The sequence below is a fragment of the Reyranella sp. genome (assembly GCF_965279465.1).
Lineage (GTDB): Bacteria > Pseudomonadota > Alphaproteobacteria > Reyranellales > Reyranellaceae > Reyranella.
The window spans coordinates 1,361,749-1,377,947 of sequence record NZ_OZ257242.1 but is presented as its reverse complement, the minus strand read 5'-3'; the positions used below and the strand labels follow the sequence as shown (position 1 = coordinate 1,377,947).

Below are 16,199 nucleotides of genomic sequence, written 5' to 3'. Positions count from 1 at the left end.
CACGGTTGGTCTGTAGGTTCTCCAGTAACGAGATAACGAAACAATACTCACAATTATAAGTGGCATCGGAGATCATCATGTTGAATAGGGTTGGATTCGCAGTTCTCTTCTTGTCGTTCGTTCCCGCAGTGGCCCACGCCCAGGTCTATTGCCGGGCCGTCGGCATCCCCCACGGGTGCGTCGTGCGGCCGCATGATGTCGGCGCCCCCGGCGTGGGCGTCGCGCCGGGCGTCGGCGCAGGAGCGGCAGGTGTCGGCGTTGCTCCCGGCGTCGGTGTCGGCGCGCCCGGTGTCGGTGTCGCACCGGGAGTCGGAGCCGGAGCGCCGGGTGTTGGCGTAACGGAGGGACCCGGCGTCGGCGTGAACCGCGGCGGGCCGGTCAATCGCGCCGGCGTTCGTTAGAGTCGCTTACGCTTGGGGCGCGCCCCTCCGGTGGCGCGTTCTTGTCTTTTCTGCACGGTGCGGGCTCTCTCGCCTCAGTGATTTGGTCGGAAACGACCAAATCACGAGAAGGCGCTGCCGCCCGCCAGCGCATGTGAATGCGCTTAGAACATCGTGGCGAGGACCCGGTCCGGCGGCTTGTGGCCGTCTGCGAAGGTCTTGATGTTGATCAGCACCTTCTCGCCCATCTCGATACGGCCCTCGAGCGTCGCCGAGCCCATGTGCGGCAGCAGCACGACGCCGTCGAGCTCGAGCAGCTTCGGATTGACCTGCGGCTCGTGCTCGTAGACGTCGAGACCGGCGCCGGCGAGCTCGCCTGCCTTCAGCATGCGCACCATGGCGTTTTCGTCGATCACCTCGCCGCGCGCAGTGTTGACGATGATCGCGGTCGGCTTCATCAGCTTCAACCGCCGCGCCGACAGGAGATGGAACGTGGCCGGCGTGTGCGGGCAGTTGACCGACACGATGTCCATGCGCGCCAGCATCTGGTCGAGGCTTTCCCAGTAGGTCGCCTCGAGCTCGCTCTCGACGTCGGGATGGAGGCGCTTGCGATTGTGGTAGTGGATGGAGAGCCCGAAACCGCGCGCGCGCCGCGCCAGCGCCTGGCCGATGCGTCCCATGCCGACGATCCCCATGCGCTTGCCGAGCAGCCGTCCGCCCAGCATTGCAGTCGGGCTCCAGCCGGTCCACTTGCCGGCGCGCACCAGCCGCTCGCCCGCGCCCATGCGCCGCGCCGTGGCCAGCACCAGCGCCATCGTCATGTCGGCCGTGTCTTCAGTCAGCACGCCCGGGGTGTTGGTGACGGTGATGCCGCGCTGCCGCGCGGTGTCGAGATCGATGTGGTCGACGCCGGTGCCGAACGACGCGATCAGCTTGAGACGCGGACCGGCCTGCGACAGCACCCGGCTGTCGATCCGGTCGGTGACCGTGGGCACCAGCACGTCCGCCGTCTTGACCGCCTCGACCAGCTCCGGCGCGGTCATCGGTTTGTCGTCGGCATTCAGCCGCGTATCGAACAGCTCCATGAGCCGCGTCTCGATCGCGCTGGGGAGGGTGCGGGTGACGATCACCAGCGGCTTCTTCTTCGGACTGGACGGCATCCCTGCCCGGATAGCAAGTCCGCTCGGCGCTTGTCCAGCCGCGCGCCACAACTATCCGAATGCTCGAAAAGCCGGCGTTTCCAACTGGTTGAGAGCTCCTGTTTCCAACTGCTTGTCGTCCGAAGCGAAGAAATGCGGTATAAAGGGGGCAATGCGAATTCGCCGATCCCTCCCGCTCTGGGCGGCCTGTGTTGCGTTGATTTTGCTGGGCAGCCCCGCACAGGGGGCTGATCCCGCGAGTTCTGCCCAACGCAAGGGGTCGGGCCTGCCCATCCCTCGCTTCGCCTCCCTTCGCTCCGACGAGGTCAATGTCCGCACCGGTCCGGGCACGCGCTATCCCGTCGACTGGGTATTCAAGCGCAAGACCATGCCGGTCGAGATCGTCGCCGAGTACGAGAACTGGCGCAAAATCAGGGACTGGCAGGGCGCCAGCGGCTGGGTTCACCAGAGCCTGTTGACCGGCAAGCGAAGCTTCATCATCCCATCGAAAGCCGCCAGCCTGCACAAGACACCGGCCCCTGCGGCAGAGGTGATCGCCAAGCTCGAGCCCGAGGTGATGGGCGAGATCCGCTCCTGCTCCGGCGAGTGGTGCCGCGTGAAGGTCTCCAGCGTCAGTGGCTGGCTTGAACGGGCAGACATGTGGGGCGTCTACAAATCCGAACCGATAAACTAGCGGCAGGCCCAGCCGCCGCTTAGAACGGGGTCACCGTGGCCCACGCCGTCAGCGCCTCCTACGTCCGTTCCGACCACATGTCGCTCGTGGCCGCCGTCCTGGCGGCCGCGCTGCACGGGGTGGCTGCACTTGCCGTCTGGTGGATCTCGCCGCTGCATCGCCACGACATCGAGGACGATGCCATCGAGATCACGATGGAGGAGTCGAAGCCGCCACAAGAGACGCCGCCGCCTGCGCTGGAGATGGTGAAACCACCGCCACCGCCCGCTCCTCTCCCGACGCCCTTGCCAACCCCGCTGGCCGAGCAAGCCCCTGAGCCACCGGCCCCACCGCCGCCCGCCGCCGCGGCACCGCAACCGCGACCCACGCCACAGCCGTCCGTGGCAACGCGTGATCCTCTTGGCCTGCCACCGGAACCACCGGAGGCAAAGCCGTCGCTCGAGCCACCAAAGCTGGCCACGCCGGTACCGGAGCCGACGCCAGAACCGCCGAAGCCGGCCGTACAGCCCTCCGAGCCGAAGCCGGAACCTCCCAAGCCCGTTGCGCAAGCTGCCGAGCCGACACCCGAACCCGACCAGTCGACCGCGCAGGCTCCGGAACCGCCGGCCGCGCCGCAGCAGGAAGCCGCCGCTGCCCCGCCGCCTGAGCCGCCACCGACCCCTGCTGCGCCGGAGCCATCGCTCGAGAAGATGATTCCTCCGGTGGAGGCGCCTCCGGCCCCGCTGTCGATGCGCGATTTCGCCCGAGTGTTGCCGCCGCCACCGGCACCGCCCCGACCGTCTCCTCCGCCGCAGCACACGGCGCCGCAGCCCCGCGGGCCATCGCCCTCGCCGCTCCAGCATTCGCCTCTGTCATCGACGCCTCGTCAGCAACCGTCGACCGGCGCGGCGACCTCGACACTCGTCAACCCCGCACAGAATGCGGCCAGCACGCGGATCAAGGACGCCTATCTCTGGCAGGTCATCCGGAAGTTCTCCCAGTACCTGCCCGACCTGCGCCAGAAGAATGAAGGCGGGACCGTCGTCCTGCGCTTCGTCATCGCGCGCGACGGCCGCCTGGTGGATGCCAGCATCGTGCAGTCAAGCGGTGTGATCGCCCTCGACAGGGGATTGCTGGAGTCGCTCAGGGCAGCGTCACCCTATCCGCCCCTGCCTCCGGAAATTCCCGGCAGCCAGGTGGTGTTCACCCAGCCGATCGCCGCCCGGCGCTAATTCAGGCGAAGTCCCTCGACAGCGCTTGGCGCACGGCCGGCGGCATCACCGCCATGTGGCCGTAGTTGGGATGATCGAAGCCCACGATCACGTCGCCGGCACCGCCGCGGAACGCCTCGACCTGTGTCGCGGTGAAGGGAAAGCGCATGAACTGCACCGATGACGCCTTGCCGTCGTCGCGCGTGCGTTCCTGATCCTCCTCCGCCACGGCGCGGATCGTATCGGCGCCGACCCGCAGGAAGGCCTTGTGCTCGATCCCGCCCAGCATGCCCAGCACCCGCGCGCGGCGGACCGGGTCGTCGATCTCGAACATCACCGTCGCCACCAGTTCGCTGCCCTGCGGGATCAGCGGGTTGTAGGCGGCGAGCTCGTCGGGAAGCTGCTCGGCGCCGCCCTTCTCGATGAAGAGCATCTCGTGCACCTGGTGCAGCATGGTGTCGTAGGACTCGAAATAGAAGGTCGCGAAGGGCCCGACCTCGAGCCGGCGATCCTTCTTGATCTCCGACATGCGCCTGCGCCGCTCGGCGCGCAGGGGGCCGTACTCGGTGATCGGGATGATGGCCGAAGGCTCGATCTTGCGCAGCGTCATGACGATTGCTCCGTCAGCCCGTAGGCGCGGGCGAAAATCTCGATCGGATGATCGGCGCGGAACGGCTTGGGCGTCTCCTGGCCCTCGGCCATTTCCATCACCTGGACCAGATGCTCGGCCGCCAACGGACATTCCGACGCGACGTGGCTGGTATTGTTCTTCAGCGCCGCCTGCGCCGCCGGCTTGCCGACCTTCACGGCGATATCGAAGTTCTCGGTCCGCGTGCCCCAGATGCCGCCATGGCCGCTACAGCGCTCGATCACCGCGACCCGCGTCTTGGGAATGAGGCGCAGCATCTCCGCGCCCTTCGCACCCATGTTCTGCGCCCGCGCGTGGCAGGCGAGATGCAGGCTGACGCCGCCCTCGACCGGGGCCAGGCCTTCAGCCAAGCCATGCTTCTTGGCGATGTCGACGACGTATTCGGAGAGATCGAAGGTCGCCCGGGAGAGCCGCGCGATGGCGGGATCCCCGGGCAGGATCAGCGGCCATTCGAACTTCAGCATAAGCGCGCAGGACGGCGTCAGCGCCACGATGTCGTAGCCCTTGTCGACCCACGGCAGCAGCGCCTCGGAAACCGTGCGGGCTGCGGCGGCGACCGTCTCAAGATCGCCCAGCTCGAGCTTGGGCATGCCGCAGCATGCCGGATGCACGACCTCGGCTTGGACGCCGTTCCGAGCCAGCACGGCCAGCGTCGCCGCGCCGATCGCGGTGCTGTGGAAGTTCACGAAGCATGTGGCGTACAGCACCGCCTTGCGCTTGCCGTAGGCCGGTGCGGCCTTGTTGATCTCGACCGGCTCACGATGGGCCAGCTGTTCGAAGGTCTCCGCCGCCTGTTTGGGCAGGCGCGCGCCATGATGAATGCCGGCGACGTTTTCCAGCGTCCGGCGCGTCGCCTGGTTGCGCTCGTCGATCGCCCAGTTGATTAGGGGGGCTGCGAAGGTGCCGAGCCGGCCGACGAGGTCGGTCTCGGCCAGCCGGTTCTCGACGAAGCCGATCCCGTGCTTGCGCGCCTGGACGGCGCGATGACGCAGCATCAGATGCGGGAAGTCGACGTTCCACGCATGCGGCGGCACGTACGGGCACTTGGTCATGAAGCACATGTCGCAGAGCGTGCAGGCCTGCTCGACGTCGGCGTATTTCTCCTTCGGCACACCGTCGACCTCGCCGGTCGGACCGTTGTCGATCAAGTCGAACAGGCGCGGGAAGGAGTCGCACAGATTGAAGCAGCGTCGGCAGCCGTGGCAGATGTCGAAGACCCGCTCCATTTCCTTTTCGAGCGCGGCCTCGTCCCAGAACCAGGGGCTCTGCCAGTCGAGGGCGTGGCGGGTCGGGGCTTCGAGGCTGCCTTCGCGCATGGGTCAATCGCTTCGCTAGGGGTCGCTTCGCCAAAAGACGTCGGACGAAAAAGGGGACCCGGACGGGTCCCCTTCGTAACCCGGCGGCCCGTTCAGGCCATCGTGTCGAGGGCCTTCTGGAAGCGGCCAGCGTGGCTCTTCTCGGCCTTCGCGAGGGTCTCGAACCAGTCGGCGATCTCGCCGAAGCCTTCCTCGCGCGCAGTCCGCGCCATACCCGGATACATGTCGGTATATTCGTGCGTCTCGCCCGCGATCGCGGCCTTGAGGTTGTTGTCGGTCGCGCCGATCGGCAGGCCGGTCGCCGGATCTCCGCTCACCTCGAGAAACTCGAGATGGCCATGCGCATGGCCGGTCTCACCTTCCGCCGTCGAGCGGAACACGGTGGCGACGTCGTTGAAGCCCTCGACGTCGGCCTTCTGAGCGAAATACAGATAGCGGCGATTGGCCTGGCTTTCGCCCGCGAATGCAGCCTTCAGATTGTCCTCGGTCTTGGATCCCTTGAGATTCGCCATGGTGCTTCTCCTGAAAATGACGGGTGGATTTTGGGAAGCGGCGTCGGCGACGTCAAGCAGTTTAGAATATTTCTAAAGCTGCAAACGATTCTCAAGCGGTGACGTCAGCGGCGCACGCGCACGATAACATCGACGCGTGACACCTTTGTGCCCTGCGGCGGCGCCGGTACCCCGCCGACCGTCACATCGTCCGACGGGAAGTCGAGCAACTCGTTGTCGGTCTCGACGAAAAAGTGGTGGTGATGGCCGGTATTTGTATCGAAATAGGACCGTCCCGGCGCTACCACCACTTCGCGCAATAGTCCGGCATCCCTGAACTGGTTCAGTGCATTATACACCGTGGCCAGAGACACCGGGATCATCGTCGCCTTGACCTCTGCATGCAGGCTTTCGGCCGTCACATGGCGGTGGCCGCCCTCGAACAGCACGCCCGCCAAGGCTACCCTCTGGCGGGTTGGCCGCAGGCCAGCGTCGCGCAGGCGCGTGGCGAAATCGGAGCTGGGACTGGCGGAGGACATTGTTAACATCATATGTAGGATGCGAAATGAGGCGTGGGAAGGGCCCTTTGGGATCGATTCGGCGGTTTGCGCAACGCAGCCGCCGTCCCTATTCTGCCGTCCGCTCCGGTTGGGGCAGCCGTTAGGACGTGAACAGTGAGCGAACAGAAGCATAGTTACAGTTTCGAAGACCTGATCGAGTGCGCCAAAGGCCACCTGTTCGGCCCCGGCAACGCGCAGCTTCCGCTGCCGCCGATGCTGATGCTCGACCGCATCGTGAAGATCGACGATACCGGCGGCAACTTCGGCAAGGGCGAGGTCGTGGCCGAATTCGACATCAAGCCGGACCTCTGGTTCTTCGCCTGCCACTTCAAGGGCGATCCGGTGATGCCGGGGTGCTTGCCACTGGATGCCCTCTGGCAGATGCTGGGCTTCTTCCTGGGTTGGAAGAAGGCGCCCGGTCGTGGGCGGGCGCTCGGCGTCGGCGAAGTCAAATTTACCGGCATGATCGTGCCGACCGTCAAGAAGCTCACCTATCATGTGCATCTGAAGCGCGTCGTCCTGCGCAAGCTGGTGTTGGGCATCGCCGACGGCTTCGTCCATGCCGACGGCAAGCAGGTCTACGAAGTGAGCGGCCTCAAGGTCGGTCTGTTCCAGGACGGGGCTCCTGTTGCGGTGGCCGGCTGATATGAAACGCGTCGTCGTCACGGGTCTGGGCGTGGTGTCCTCGATCGGCAACAATGCCGCTGAGGTCACTCAATCACTGAAGGACGGCAAATCCGGCATCGAATTCATGCCGCAGTACAGGGAGCTCGGCTTCCGGAGCCAGATCGCAGGCACGTTGAAGCTCAACGCCGAGGCGCTGATCGATCGCCGCCTGATGCGCTTCATGGGCAACGGCGCAGCCTACGCCTATCTCGCCATGAAGGAAGCCATCGCCGACGCCGGCTTGAGCGACAACGAAGTCTCCAACGAGCGCACGGGCCTGGTCGCCGGATCCGGCGGACCGACCACGGGCGCGCTCGTGCAGGCGGCCATCACCACCAAGGAGAAGGGTCCCAAACGAGTCGGACCGTTCCAGGTGCCGCGCGCCATGTCGAGCACCGTCTCAGCCAACCTCGCGACCGCGTACAGGATCAAGGGACTCTCCTACTCGATCAGCTCGGCCTGCTCGACTTCGGCGCACTGCATCGGCAACGCCGTCGAATGCATCCAGCTCGGCAAGGCCGACCGCATGTTCGCGGGCGGCGGCGAAGAGCTCGAGTGGACGCTGTCGGTGCTGTTCGACGCCATGGGCGCCCTGTCGTCGAGGTTCAACGACACTCCGACCCGCGCCAGCCGCGCCTACGACAAGGACCGCGACGGCTTCGTGATCTCGGGCGGCGGGGGCATCCTGGTGCTCGAGGAACTGGAGGTCGCGCGCGCGCGCGGCGCCAGGATCTACGGCGAGGTGATCGGCTACGGCGCCACCTCTGACGGCGCCGACATGGTCGCTCCGTCGGGCGAGGGCGCACTGCGTTGCATGAAGCTCGCGGTCGATGGCTTTCCGGGCGCCGCGCGGCGCAATTCGCCGGTCGATTACATCAACAGCCACGGCACCGCGACGCCGGTCGGCGATATCACCGAGCTGGACGCGATCCGCGCCGCATTCGGCGACAAGCTGCCGACCGTGAGCTCGACCAAGTCCTTGACCGGCCACAGCCAGGGCGCGACGGGCGCACACGAAGCGATTTATTCGCTGCTGATGCTGAAGCACGACTTCGTCGCCGCCTCGGCCAATATCGAGAACCTCGACCCCGGCGCCGAGGGATATCCGATCGCCCGCCAGCGCATCGACAATGCCGGCCTGCAGACCGTGATGTCGAACAGCTTCGGCTTCGGCGGCACCAACGCCTGCCTGCTGTTCTCGCGCTACGATCACTAGAGGGGAAGATGCCTGACGCTGCTTCGGGGGAGGCGACCGAGACGTCGTCGAAAGCCGTCGCGCTACCCGCCGTCGCCAGGCTGATGGAGGGCAAGCGCGGCCTGATCATGGGCGTGGCCAACGAGCGGTCGATCGCCTGGGGCATCGCGCAGGCCGCCCATGCTGCCGGTGCCGAGCTTGCCTTCACCTACCAGGGAGCAGCGTTCGGCAAGCGCGTGCTGCCGATGGTCGAGAAGCTCGGCGCGAAGATCGTCCATGAAGCCGACGTCGAGAACGAGCAAAGCCTGCAGGCGCTGTTCGCCCGGTTGGAACGTGAATGGGGCCGGCTCGACTTCGTGGTCCATGCCATCGCCTTTTCCGACAAGGAAGAGCTGAAGGGCCGCTACGTCGACACGACCAAGGCCAACTTCGTCCGCAGCCTCAGCATCTCCTGCTACTCCTTCACCGAGATCGCACGTCTGGCCCTGCCCTTGATGACCCAGGGCGGCAGCCTGATCACCTTGACCTACGAGGGCGCCACACGGGTGATGCCGTCGTACAACGTCATGGGCGTCGCGAAGGCGGCGCTCGAGGCCAGCGTGCGCTATCTCGCCGCCGACCTCGGCCCGCAGGGCGTGCGGGTCAATGCGCTCTCGCCCGGCCCGATGCGCACGCTCGCCGGCGCGGTGATCGGCGGCGCGCGCTATGTCTATCGCGTCTCTCGCGAGGCCTCGCCGCTGCGCCGCAACGTCGAGCTGACCGACGTCGGCGGCGCCGCGCTCTATCTGCTGTCCGACCTCAGCGCAGGCGTCACCGGCACCGTGCACTTCGTCGATGCCGGCTACCATGCCATCGGACTCCCCCACGACGGCAGCGCTGTGCCGAGCGACATTGGCGAGAAGTAAGATCTACGGAGCCGCGCTACCAAGGGTGTGCGGCCAAATTTGAGCACAGATCTCGCGGACGCCGGATCCTTGTAGCGTCGTCGTGGCGGAGCTTCCTAGACTATCGAGAAGTCATTGGCAGCCACCGTAAGGCCGGCGTCTAGTTTTGCGAACTGGATCGAGCCGCCGGCAGCGCTGCCGTTGCTGTCGTAGAACAGCTTGCCGGTATCGGTTTCGTAGATGATGCGGTCGCTGGAATCCTGCGCCGTGCCGCTGGCACTGGCGGCGAATTGGGCCAGGCTCAGAACGCCAGTCCCGGTAATGGTGCTGAAAACCGTCCGATTGAGCTGGATGGTGTCCGTGGCGACGTTGAAGTCGGTGATCGTGTCGATGTTGGACGCGCCAAGGGCGTCCTTGAAGACGAATGTATCGGCGCCGAGCCCACCGGTCAGCATGTCGGAACCCGCCCTGCCGTCGAGGACGTTGTTGCCGGCGTTGCCGACGAGGGTGTTGGCGAGCGAGTTGCCGCGGCCGTTGATGTTGGCGCTGCCCGTGAGGGTGAGCCATTCGATGAACTTGCCGGTCAGGTCGAAGCCGACGGAGCTGTTGACCAGGTCGGTTCCCTCGCCCTCGTTCTCGATCACTTTGTCGCCGGCATTGTCGACCGTGTAGGTGTCGTTGCCGGCACCGCCTGCCATCGTGTCCGCACCCGTCCCGCCGCTGAGGCCATTATTGCCCGAATTGCCGGTGAGGGTGTTGGCGAGCGAGTTGCCGATTCCGCTGATGTTGCCGCTGCCGGTCAGGATCAACCGCTCGATGTACTGGCCACTCAGGCTGAAGCTCACGGAGCTGTTGACCAGATCGGTTCCCTCGCCGTTGTTCTCGATTGCCTTGTCGCCGGCATTGTCGACCGTGTAGGTATCGTCGCCGACGCCGCCCGCCATCGTGTCCGCACCCGTTCCGCCATTGAGACCATTATTGCCGGCATTGCCGGTGAGGATGTTGGCGAGCGTGTTGCCGGTGCCGTTGATGTTGGCGCTGCCGGTCAGGGTCAGACGTTCGATGTACTGGCCGACCAGGCTGAAGCTCACGGCGCTGTTGACCGTATCGGTGCCCTGGCCGTTTGCCTCCCCTGCCCGATCACCGGCATTGTCGACATAGTAGGTATCGTTGCCCGCGCCACCCTTCATCGTGTCCGCACCCGCCTTGCCGTCGAGCGTGTTCTTGCCGGTATTGCCGGTCAGCAGGTTGGCGAGCGCGTTGCCCGTGCCTTCGACGTTGGCGCTGCCGATCAGAGTCAAGTTCTCGATGCTGGCAAGAGCCGCAAGGCTTCGGCTGATCGTGGATGTGACGACGTCGATGCCGCCCGAGTCCGTGACGCTGTCGGCACCATCGGCGAGAACGAAGGTATCGTTGCCGAGACCGCCGATCAGCGTGTCGGCGCCGAGGCCACCCTCAAGCAGGTCGTTGCCATTGCCCCCGTCGAGCTTGTCGTTGCCGTCGCCGCCGAAAAGCGTGTCATTCCCGTCCAGGCCGCTCACGGTATCAGCGCCAGCATTGCCACGCAGGTCGTTCGCGGCGACATTGCCGGTGATCTTGTCGTTACCACTGCCGCCCAGCGCATTCTCGATCAGCGACCTGAGGTCGCCATTGAACTGGAGCGCGTTGAATATATTGCCCCGCGCCTTGATATCGTCTTCGGTATTGAGGATTGCGAGTTGCGCCTGCGACGTGATCGAGAAACTTCCGGGATTGAGGCCGATCGTGAGATTGTCGGTGTAGTTCGCCATGTCATAGGTGTCGATGCCGTTGCCGTCCCAGATCGTGAGGAACACGCGATTTGCACCGGGCGTCCCCTGTCCCACGCCATTGACGAACATCTCGCCTGTGGTGCGGCTCCAGCTGTAGGTGGTGTTGCCGGCGTTGGTGCTGAAGTCGGCACCGTAGAGATACTGCAACGCCGCGATATCGTTCATCATGTAGGTCTGGGCGTAGCCGAAGTCTTCGTTGCGATAATGGTCCGTTTGACCGCCCACATTCGAACGATAAGTCATTATCGAAAATTCCATCGAATCGTGTGCGGCGGGCAGCGCTGCAATCACGAAACTGCTACCCGGCGCGTTCTGCGCGATATGCCCGTGCTTCAGTCCAAGCGTGTGCCCTATCTCGTGAAGAACCGTGGCATAGGCAAAGTTGCCCTTTACCGGCGTGTTGTAAGTGGTGGTGTTGAAGAACATGTCGCCGTGCGCGAAGGACGGATAATTGACGTCGTCGGGCGGCGTGCCCACCGCGGTCGTGATGACGCCCGGCACAGGCAGGAGCGTGGTCTGGTCGAAGTACTGGAGAACGGAACTGGCTTCGGCAAAACGCAAATTCGCCTGTGAAGGGTCGTTGGTCAGCGTTATGCCGAGATTGAAGAGGCTATTGAGCTGATTGACGGCGCTCGTGGCCGCAGCCTTCTGACCCGCATTGAAAGCCTCGAACCCGCTTATGCTACCGACTTGATAGCCGGAATACTGGCTGGTTTGGGTTGCAAAGCCGTAGGTGAGCGAATTCAGGTTCCACTTCACCCCCCACAGGATACCGTCGATATCCGGATCTCCGCTCAACGCCACGAGGGGCATTACTCACCTCTTTGTCAGATGAATGAGTTGGCTACAGCAAAAAGCCTGGCCTCGAAAGTGTTACCGGTACAGATCAACTCGTTGGTACCCTCGGAGAGGTATGGTTTGGCTGGGTATCGTCAGCGACGGCCTCGCGGCGCACATGTCGATGTCGATGGACACAATTGCCTGCGGGCCTGACAGCCGACGAAGCAGAGCGAGAGCATCGTGCCAACAAAGGGAAGCGAGGGATTTCCAAGACCACGATCTCATACTCGTCCCAGCAGCGGACGAAGAGGTCGCTGCCCACCTGCATGGCCGGCCGGCACGCCTAGGCCGGCGGGCAACAGGCGCGCGCGACGGGCACGCAGGAACTTACCCAACGCGCGTTGCGGACGGCAGGAGCCGTCCGCCATGGCGGCATCCATGTTCCGCACCGAGCAGCTCACTCTCTCGATCAACGCGATGCCGGCGCGCGCCGGCCAGCTTCGCCGTCTCGGCTTCGAGGACCACGGAGCAACGGGCTTCTCCTCGGACCACGACGTCAACGGCATCGCATGGGAACTGTTCTCGCGATCCCGGCCGGGCCAGAGCGCACCGGTCATGATCGGCACGGTGCATTTCGTCGACACCGGCTATCGCGCGATCGGCCTGCCGCACGACGGCAGCACGGTGCCGAGCGACAACGGCGAGAAGTAAACGCCCCTCAAGCCCTGGGCGGACTCGAAGGCATCACGATGTCCATCCATGTCGTATAAGCGCCGGACTCCAGACTGTTGGCCGGTTCGAGGCGCATCTCGATCATAGCCTGATTGCGCGGATTCCCGCGGATCGCCTGACGCCAGACGAAGTCGCCCTCGTTGCGCGGATCGCCCGCGAGATAGAACTGGGTCGTGAGGCGCCGGGTCTCCGGCGTCTGGACCTTGAGATGGATGTGCGGCGTGCGACCGGGATAGGCGACCGGCTTCAAGGTGCGAAAGCTGTAGCGGCCGTCGGTGCCGGTGAGCACCGCGCCGTATCCCTGGAACGCCGCGTCGCGCTGCTCGCGCCCCGGCTGGTGCGGATGATCGTACAGGCCCTGCGAATCGCACTGCCAGATTTCGACCGTCGTACCGCCGGGCACGGGCACACCCGAAGCATTGAGGACGCGCCCGTGCAGATGCAGCACTGTGCCCATGGCACGCGCGGGGGAACCGCGCACCTGCACGAGGTCGTTGTCGGCGTCGACCGGAAGGGACGTCGGGTAGAACGGTCCCTCGGTCTGCAGCGGAGTCAGGGCTCGCATGTCCGCGAACGCCGGGCCTCGCGGCACGACGGCCGTCGCGGCGGTGGCCAGCACCAAGCGGCGGGACACGGTTGGCATGACACCTCCCTTTATCGGCCGATCAACATTACCAGCTTGAGATCGACCCGGCTCGCCAGGGTGAACGCAATCTGCTCATAGAGAAGCCGGCCATCGCGGGGGTGCTCGAAAGCGCGCTCCCCGCCCAGCGGGACCACCACCTCATGCTCGTCCCAGCAGCGCGCGAAGAAGTCGCTGCGTGTCCGCAGGTCGTCGACCAGCGCGACCAGAGCAGGGTCGTCGAGGCGTCGGCTCGACTCGGCGCGGAACTCCGCCAGCACGCGGCGAGCCCGCTCCATCCAGTCGGGAATGACCTGACGCGCGATGGGGTTCAGGAACACGTAGCGCAGCAGGTTGGGCTCTTCACCATCGAGCCAGCCGACGAACAGGCGGCGGGCCGCGTCGTTAGAGCGCGAACGAACTCGCCCAGCGCGCGCTGCTGACGGCCGGAACGGTCGGTCATGGTGCCATTTATACTCGTATAACTGGTTGCCTTGCACCAGCGTGTGCAATCTGGTGACCTACGCGGCGTCACCAAAGGGGAGGCCAACTTGCGCCGCTTTCATATCGCTCTCGCCGTCGCCGACCTCACAGCCTCGATCGAGGACTATAGCCGTCGCCTCGGAGTGACGCCCACGGCCGTCGTGCCCGGCAAGTATGCGCTGTTCCGCACCGAGCAGCTCAATTTCTCGATCAACGAGATGCCGGCGCGGGCCGGTCAGCTGCGCCATCTCGGCTTCGAGGACGACGTGGCAACTGGCTTCTCCTCGGACCACGACGTCAACGGCATCGAATGGGAGCTGTTCTCGCCGGCCGGCCAGGACGCCAAGATCCCGGAGGTCTACGGCACGAACGTCGTGTGGAGCCGGCGGGCAGCTGAATGAAAAACGGCGGCCCGAAGGCCGCCGTTTTCGTCTTAGGGTGGGTCCGGCCTACTCGGCGGCCGGCGCGTCGGCAGGCTGCGGCTTGATTTCCTCGCCGGTCTCCTGGTCGACCGACTTCATCGAGAGGCGGACCTTGCCTCGGTCGTCGACGCCCAGGACCTTGACCTTCACCTGGTCGCCTTCCTTGATCACGTCGGTCACCTTGGCGACGCGGCGCGGCGCCAGCTCGGAGATGTGCACGAGGCCGTCGCGAGCGCCGAGGAAGTTCACGAAGGCACCGAACTCGACGGTCTTCACGACCTTGCCGTTGTAGACCACGCCCACTTCGGGCTCGGCGACGATACCCTTGATCCAGTCGATCGCGGCCTGACCCTGCTTGGCGTCGACCGCGGCAACCTTGATCGTGCCGTCGTCCTCGATGTCGATCTTGGTGCCGGTTGTCTCGGTGATCTCGCGGATCACCTTGCCGCCGGTGCCGATCACTTCCCGGATCTTGTCCTTCGGGATGGTGAACTGGGTGATGCGCGGCGCGTTCTGGCTGACGCTCTCACGCGCGCCGCCCAGGCCCTTGGCCATCTCGCCCAGGATGTGCAGCCGGCCGTCCTTGGCCTGATCCAGCGCCACCCGCATGATCTCCTCGTTGATCGAGGTGATCTTGATGTCCATCTGCAGCGCGGTGATACCACGATCGGTGCCGGCGACCTTGAAATCCATGTCGCCGAGATGATCCTCGTCACCCAGGATGTCCGACAGGACGGCGAAGCGGTCGCCTTCCTTGATCAGGCCCATGGCGATGCCCGCGACCGAACGCTCGAGCGGCACGCCGGCATCCATCAGCGACAGCGCGCCGCCGCAGACCGAGGCCATCGACGACGAGCCGTTGCTTTCGGTGATCTCCGACACGATGCGGACCGTGTAGGGGAACTTGTCCTTGCCGGGCAGCATCGGGCGCAGTGCGCGCCAGGCGAGCTTGCCGTGGCCGATCTCGCGGCGTCCGGGCGAGCCCATGCGACGCACTTCGCCGACCGCGTACGGAGGCATGTTGTAGTGCATCATGAACGCCTCGCGGTACTCGCCCTCGAGCGCGTCGATGATCTGCTCGTCCTGGCCGGTGCCGAGCGTGGCGACGACCAGCGCCTGGGTCTCGCCACGGGTGAACAACGAGGAGCCGTGGGCGCGCGGCAGGATGCCGACCTCGGCCACGATCGGGCGCACGGTCTTGGTGTCGCGGCCGTCGATGCGCTTGCCGGTGTCGAGGATGGCATTGCGCACGACGTCGGCCTCGAGGTTGCCGAACTGCTCGCCGAACGCGAGGAGCTCCGCATCCTTGCCTTCGAACAGCTTCCGGGCCTCGTCCTTGACCGCACTTACCTTCTTCTGACGCGCCAGCTTGACGGTCTCGGTGTAGGCCTCGGCCATCTTCTCGCGCATCGTGGCCTTCAGCGTCTCGGCCACCGTCTTGGCGGCTTCCGGCGGCTCGCTGAGCGGCAACGGATCCTTGGCGGCATGCTCGGCGAGCTGGATGATCGCCTCGATCACCGGCTGGAACGAGCGATGGCCCTCCATTACCGCCGACAGCATCACATCTTCGGGCAGTTCCTTGGCCTCGGACTCGACCATCAGCACGCCTTCGGTGGTACCGGCAACGACGAGGTCGAGCGTGCTCTTCTCGGTCTGCTCGAGCGTCGGATTCACGACGAACTTGCCGTCGAGATAGCCGATGCGCGCCGCGCCGATCGGGCCCAGGAAGGGCGCGCCCGACAGCGTCAGCGCCGCCGAGGTGGCGACCAGCGACAGGATGTCGGGATCGTTCTCCATGTCGTGCGCGAGCGTGGTGATCACGACCAGCGTCTCGTTGCGGAAGCTTTCGTGGAACAGCGGCCGGATCGGGCGGTCGATCAGGCGCGAGGTCAGCACTTCCTTCTCGGAGGGACGGCCCTCGCGCTTGAAGAAGCCGCCCGGGATCTTGCCGGCGGCGAAGGCCTTCTCCTGGTAGTTGACGGTCAGCGGGAAGAAATCGAGGCCGGGCTTCGGCTTCTTCTCGAACACGACGGTGGCCAGCACCGTGGTGCCGCCGTAGGTGGCCAGAACCGCACCGTCGGCCTGACGCGCGATCTTGCCGGTCTCCAGGACCAGCTTGCGGCCGGCCCAGTCGATTTCCTTGCGGAACACTTTGAACATATCGCTCATATCGATCTTTCCTTTC

The 16,199-nt window shown here is 65.2% G+C and carries 17 protein-coding genes; 8 read left to right on the top strand and 9 right to left on the bottom strand.

The features are described from left to right. Positions 1-77 precede the first annotated feature (77 nt). Positions 78-401, top strand: coding sequence for a hypothetical protein (locus tag ACQY8M_RS06665; protein WP_428670117.1), 324 nt, complete (start codon positions 78-80; stop codon positions 399-401). 143 nt (positions 402-544) lie between these two features. Here the strand turns inward: ACQY8M_RS06665 and ACQY8M_RS06660 are convergent, their stop codons facing one another. After that, positions 545-1,540: a 2-hydroxyacid dehydrogenase gene (locus tag ACQY8M_RS06660; protein ID WP_428670115.1), complete on the bottom strand. Its 996-nt coding sequence runs from the start codon at positions 1,538-1,540 to the stop codon at positions 545-547. Between ACQY8M_RS06660 and ACQY8M_RS06655 the strand changes: the two genes are divergently transcribed. After that, on the top strand, positions 1,500-2,213 hold the full coding sequence (locus ACQY8M_RS06655; RefSeq protein WP_428670113.1) for an SH3 domain-containing protein: 714 nt from the start codon (positions 1,500-1,502) through the stop codon (positions 2,211-2,213). The genes ACQY8M_RS06660 and ACQY8M_RS06655 overlap by 41 nt on opposite strands. A gap of 35 nt (positions 2,214-2,248) precedes the next feature. Next, positions 2,249-3,424 (top strand): energy transducer TonB family protein, encoded by a 1,176-nt coding sequence (locus ACQY8M_RS06650; RefSeq protein WP_428670111.1) that lies wholly within the window; start codon positions 2,249-2,251, stop codon positions 3,422-3,424. A gap of 1 nt (position 3,425) precedes the next feature. On the opposite strand, the gene ACQY8M_RS06645 is transcribed toward ACQY8M_RS06650, so the two are convergent. The 4 genes from ACQY8M_RS06645 to irrA form a co-directional block, all read right to left on the bottom strand. Then, positions 3,426-4,013, bottom strand: coding sequence for a DUF3501 family protein (locus ACQY8M_RS06645; RefSeq protein WP_428670109.1), 588 nt, complete (start codon positions 4,011-4,013; stop codon positions 3,426-3,428). Next, on the bottom strand, positions 4,010-5,368 hold the full coding sequence (locus ACQY8M_RS06640; protein ID WP_428670107.1) for a heterodisulfide reductase-related iron-sulfur binding cluster: 1,359 nt from the start codon (positions 5,366-5,368) through the stop codon (positions 4,010-4,012). The genes ACQY8M_RS06645 and ACQY8M_RS06640 overlap by 4 nt, the downstream gene beginning before the upstream one ends. A 92-nt stretch (positions 5,369-5,460) precedes the next feature. Beyond that, positions 5,461-5,880 (bottom strand): rubrerythrin family protein, encoded by a 420-nt coding sequence (locus ACQY8M_RS06635; RefSeq protein ID WP_428670105.1) that lies wholly within the window; start codon positions 5,878-5,880, stop codon positions 5,461-5,463. Between the two features lie 104 nt (positions 5,881-5,984). After that, positions 5,985-6,398: an iron response transcriptional regulator IrrA gene (gene irrA / locus ACQY8M_RS06630; RefSeq protein WP_428670103.1), complete on the bottom strand. Its 414-nt coding sequence runs from the start codon at positions 6,396-6,398 to the stop codon at positions 5,985-5,987. Positions 6,399-6,533: 135 nt separating this feature from the next. Between irrA and fabA the strand changes: the two genes are divergently transcribed. The 3 genes from fabA (at position 6,534) to ACQY8M_RS06615 (ending at position 9,185) form a co-directional block, all read left to right on the top strand. Continuing rightward, positions 6,534-7,064, top strand: a complete 531-nt coding sequence (gene fabA / locus ACQY8M_RS06625; protein ID WP_428670101.1) for a 3-hydroxyacyl-[acyl-carrier-protein] dehydratase FabA — start codon at positions 6,534-6,536, stop codon at positions 7,062-7,064. Between the two features lies 1 nt (position 7,065). Further along, on the top strand, positions 7,066-8,301 hold the full coding sequence (gene fabB / locus ACQY8M_RS06620; RefSeq protein WP_428670099.1) for a beta-ketoacyl-ACP synthase I: 1,236 nt from the start codon (positions 7,066-7,068) through the stop codon (positions 8,299-8,301). Positions 8,302-8,384: 83 nt separating this feature from the next. Beyond that, positions 8,385-9,185 carry an enoyl-ACP reductase FabI gene (locus ACQY8M_RS06615; RefSeq protein WP_428675322.1) on the top strand — a complete coding sequence of 267 codons (801 nt, stop codon included), beginning with the start codon at positions 8,385-8,387 and terminating at the stop codon, positions 9,183-9,185. A gap of 95 nt (positions 9,186-9,280) precedes the next feature. On the opposite strand, the gene ACQY8M_RS06610 is transcribed toward ACQY8M_RS06615, so the two are convergent. Next, positions 9,281-11,788, bottom strand: coding sequence for a M10 family metallopeptidase C-terminal domain-containing protein (locus tag ACQY8M_RS06610; protein ID WP_428670097.1), 2,508 nt, complete (start codon positions 11,786-11,788; stop codon positions 9,281-9,283). Positions 11,789-12,181: 393 nt separating this feature from the next. Here ACQY8M_RS06610 and ACQY8M_RS06605 point away from each other — a divergent pair, with 393 nt between their 5' ends. Next, a complete protein-coding gene (locus ACQY8M_RS06605) occupies positions 12,182-12,466 on the top strand; it encodes a hypothetical protein (RefSeq protein WP_428670095.1) in 285 nt (94 codons plus the stop codon). Positions 12,467-12,473: 7 nt separating this feature from the next. Here ACQY8M_RS06605 and ACQY8M_RS06600 read toward each other — a convergent pair whose 3' ends face one another. Then, entirely contained in the window at positions 12,474-13,130 is a 657-nt protein-coding gene (locus tag ACQY8M_RS06600) for a hypothetical protein (protein ID WP_428670093.1), read from the bottom strand. Between the two features lie 11 nt (positions 13,131-13,141). Then, positions 13,142-13,621 (bottom strand): hypothetical protein, encoded by a 480-nt coding sequence (locus tag ACQY8M_RS06595; RefSeq protein ID WP_428670091.1) that lies wholly within the window; start codon positions 13,619-13,621, stop codon positions 13,142-13,144. A gap of 39 nt (positions 13,622-13,660) precedes the next feature. On the opposite strand from ACQY8M_RS06595, the gene ACQY8M_RS06590 reads away from it, so the two are divergent. Next, positions 13,661-13,993 carry a hypothetical protein gene (locus ACQY8M_RS06590; protein WP_428670089.1) on the top strand — a complete coding sequence of 111 codons (333 nt, stop codon included), beginning with the start codon at positions 13,661-13,663 and terminating at the stop codon, positions 13,991-13,993. Between the two features lie 48 nt (positions 13,994-14,041). Here the strand turns inward: ACQY8M_RS06590 and pnp are convergent, their stop codons facing one another. Then, a complete protein-coding gene (gene pnp, locus ACQY8M_RS06585; RefSeq protein WP_428675321.1) occupies positions 14,042-16,174 on the bottom strand; it encodes a polyribonucleotide nucleotidyltransferase in 2,133 nt (710 codons plus the stop codon). Between the last annotated feature and the right edge of the window lie 25 nt (positions 16,175-16,199).

Bases quoted from the DNA above. Each gene is read 5' to 3' on its own strand.
- fabB (WP_428670099.1), top strand. From the start codon at position 7,066: ATGAAACGCGTCGTCGTCACGGGTCTGGGCGTGGTGTCCTCGATCGGC.
- ACQY8M_RS06600 (WP_428670093.1), bottom strand. From the start codon at position 13,130: ATGCCAACCGTGTCCCGCCGCTTGGTGCTGGCCACCGCCGCGACGGCC.
- ACQY8M_RS06615 (WP_428675322.1), top strand. From the start codon at position 8,385: ATGGAGGGCAAGCGCGGCCTGATCATGGGCGTGGCCAACGAGCGGTCG.
- ACQY8M_RS06665 (WP_428670117.1), top strand. From the start codon at position 78: ATGTTGAATAGGGTTGGATTCGCAGTTCTCTTCTTGTCGTTCGTTCCC.
- ACQY8M_RS06610 (WP_428670097.1), bottom strand. From the start codon at position 11,788: ATGCCCCTCGTGGCGTTGAGCGGAGATCCGGATATCGACGGTATCCTG.
- pnp (WP_428675321.1), bottom strand. From the start codon at position 16,174: ATGTTCAAAGTGTTCCGCAAGGAAATCGACTGGGCCGGCCGCAAGCTG.
- irrA (WP_428670103.1), bottom strand. From the start codon at position 6,398: ATGTCCTCCGCCAGTCCCAGCTCCGATTTCGCCACGCGCCTGCGCGAC.
- ACQY8M_RS06640 (WP_428670107.1), bottom strand. From the start codon at position 5,368: ATGCGCGAAGGCAGCCTCGAAGCCCCGACCCGCCACGCCCTCGACTGG.
- ACQY8M_RS06635 (WP_428670105.1), bottom strand. From the start codon at position 5,880: ATGGCGAATCTCAAGGGATCCAAGACCGAGGACAATCTGAAGGCTGCA.
- ACQY8M_RS06645 (WP_428670109.1), bottom strand. From the start codon at position 4,013: ATGACGCTGCGCAAGATCGAGCCTTCGGCCATCATCCCGATCACCGAG.
- ACQY8M_RS06660 (WP_428670115.1), bottom strand. From the start codon at position 1,540: ATGCCGTCCAGTCCGAAGAAGAAGCCGCTGGTGATCGTCACCCGCACC.
- ACQY8M_RS06605 (WP_428670095.1), top strand. From the start codon at position 12,182: ATGGCGGCATCCATGTTCCGCACCGAGCAGCTCACTCTCTCGATCAAC.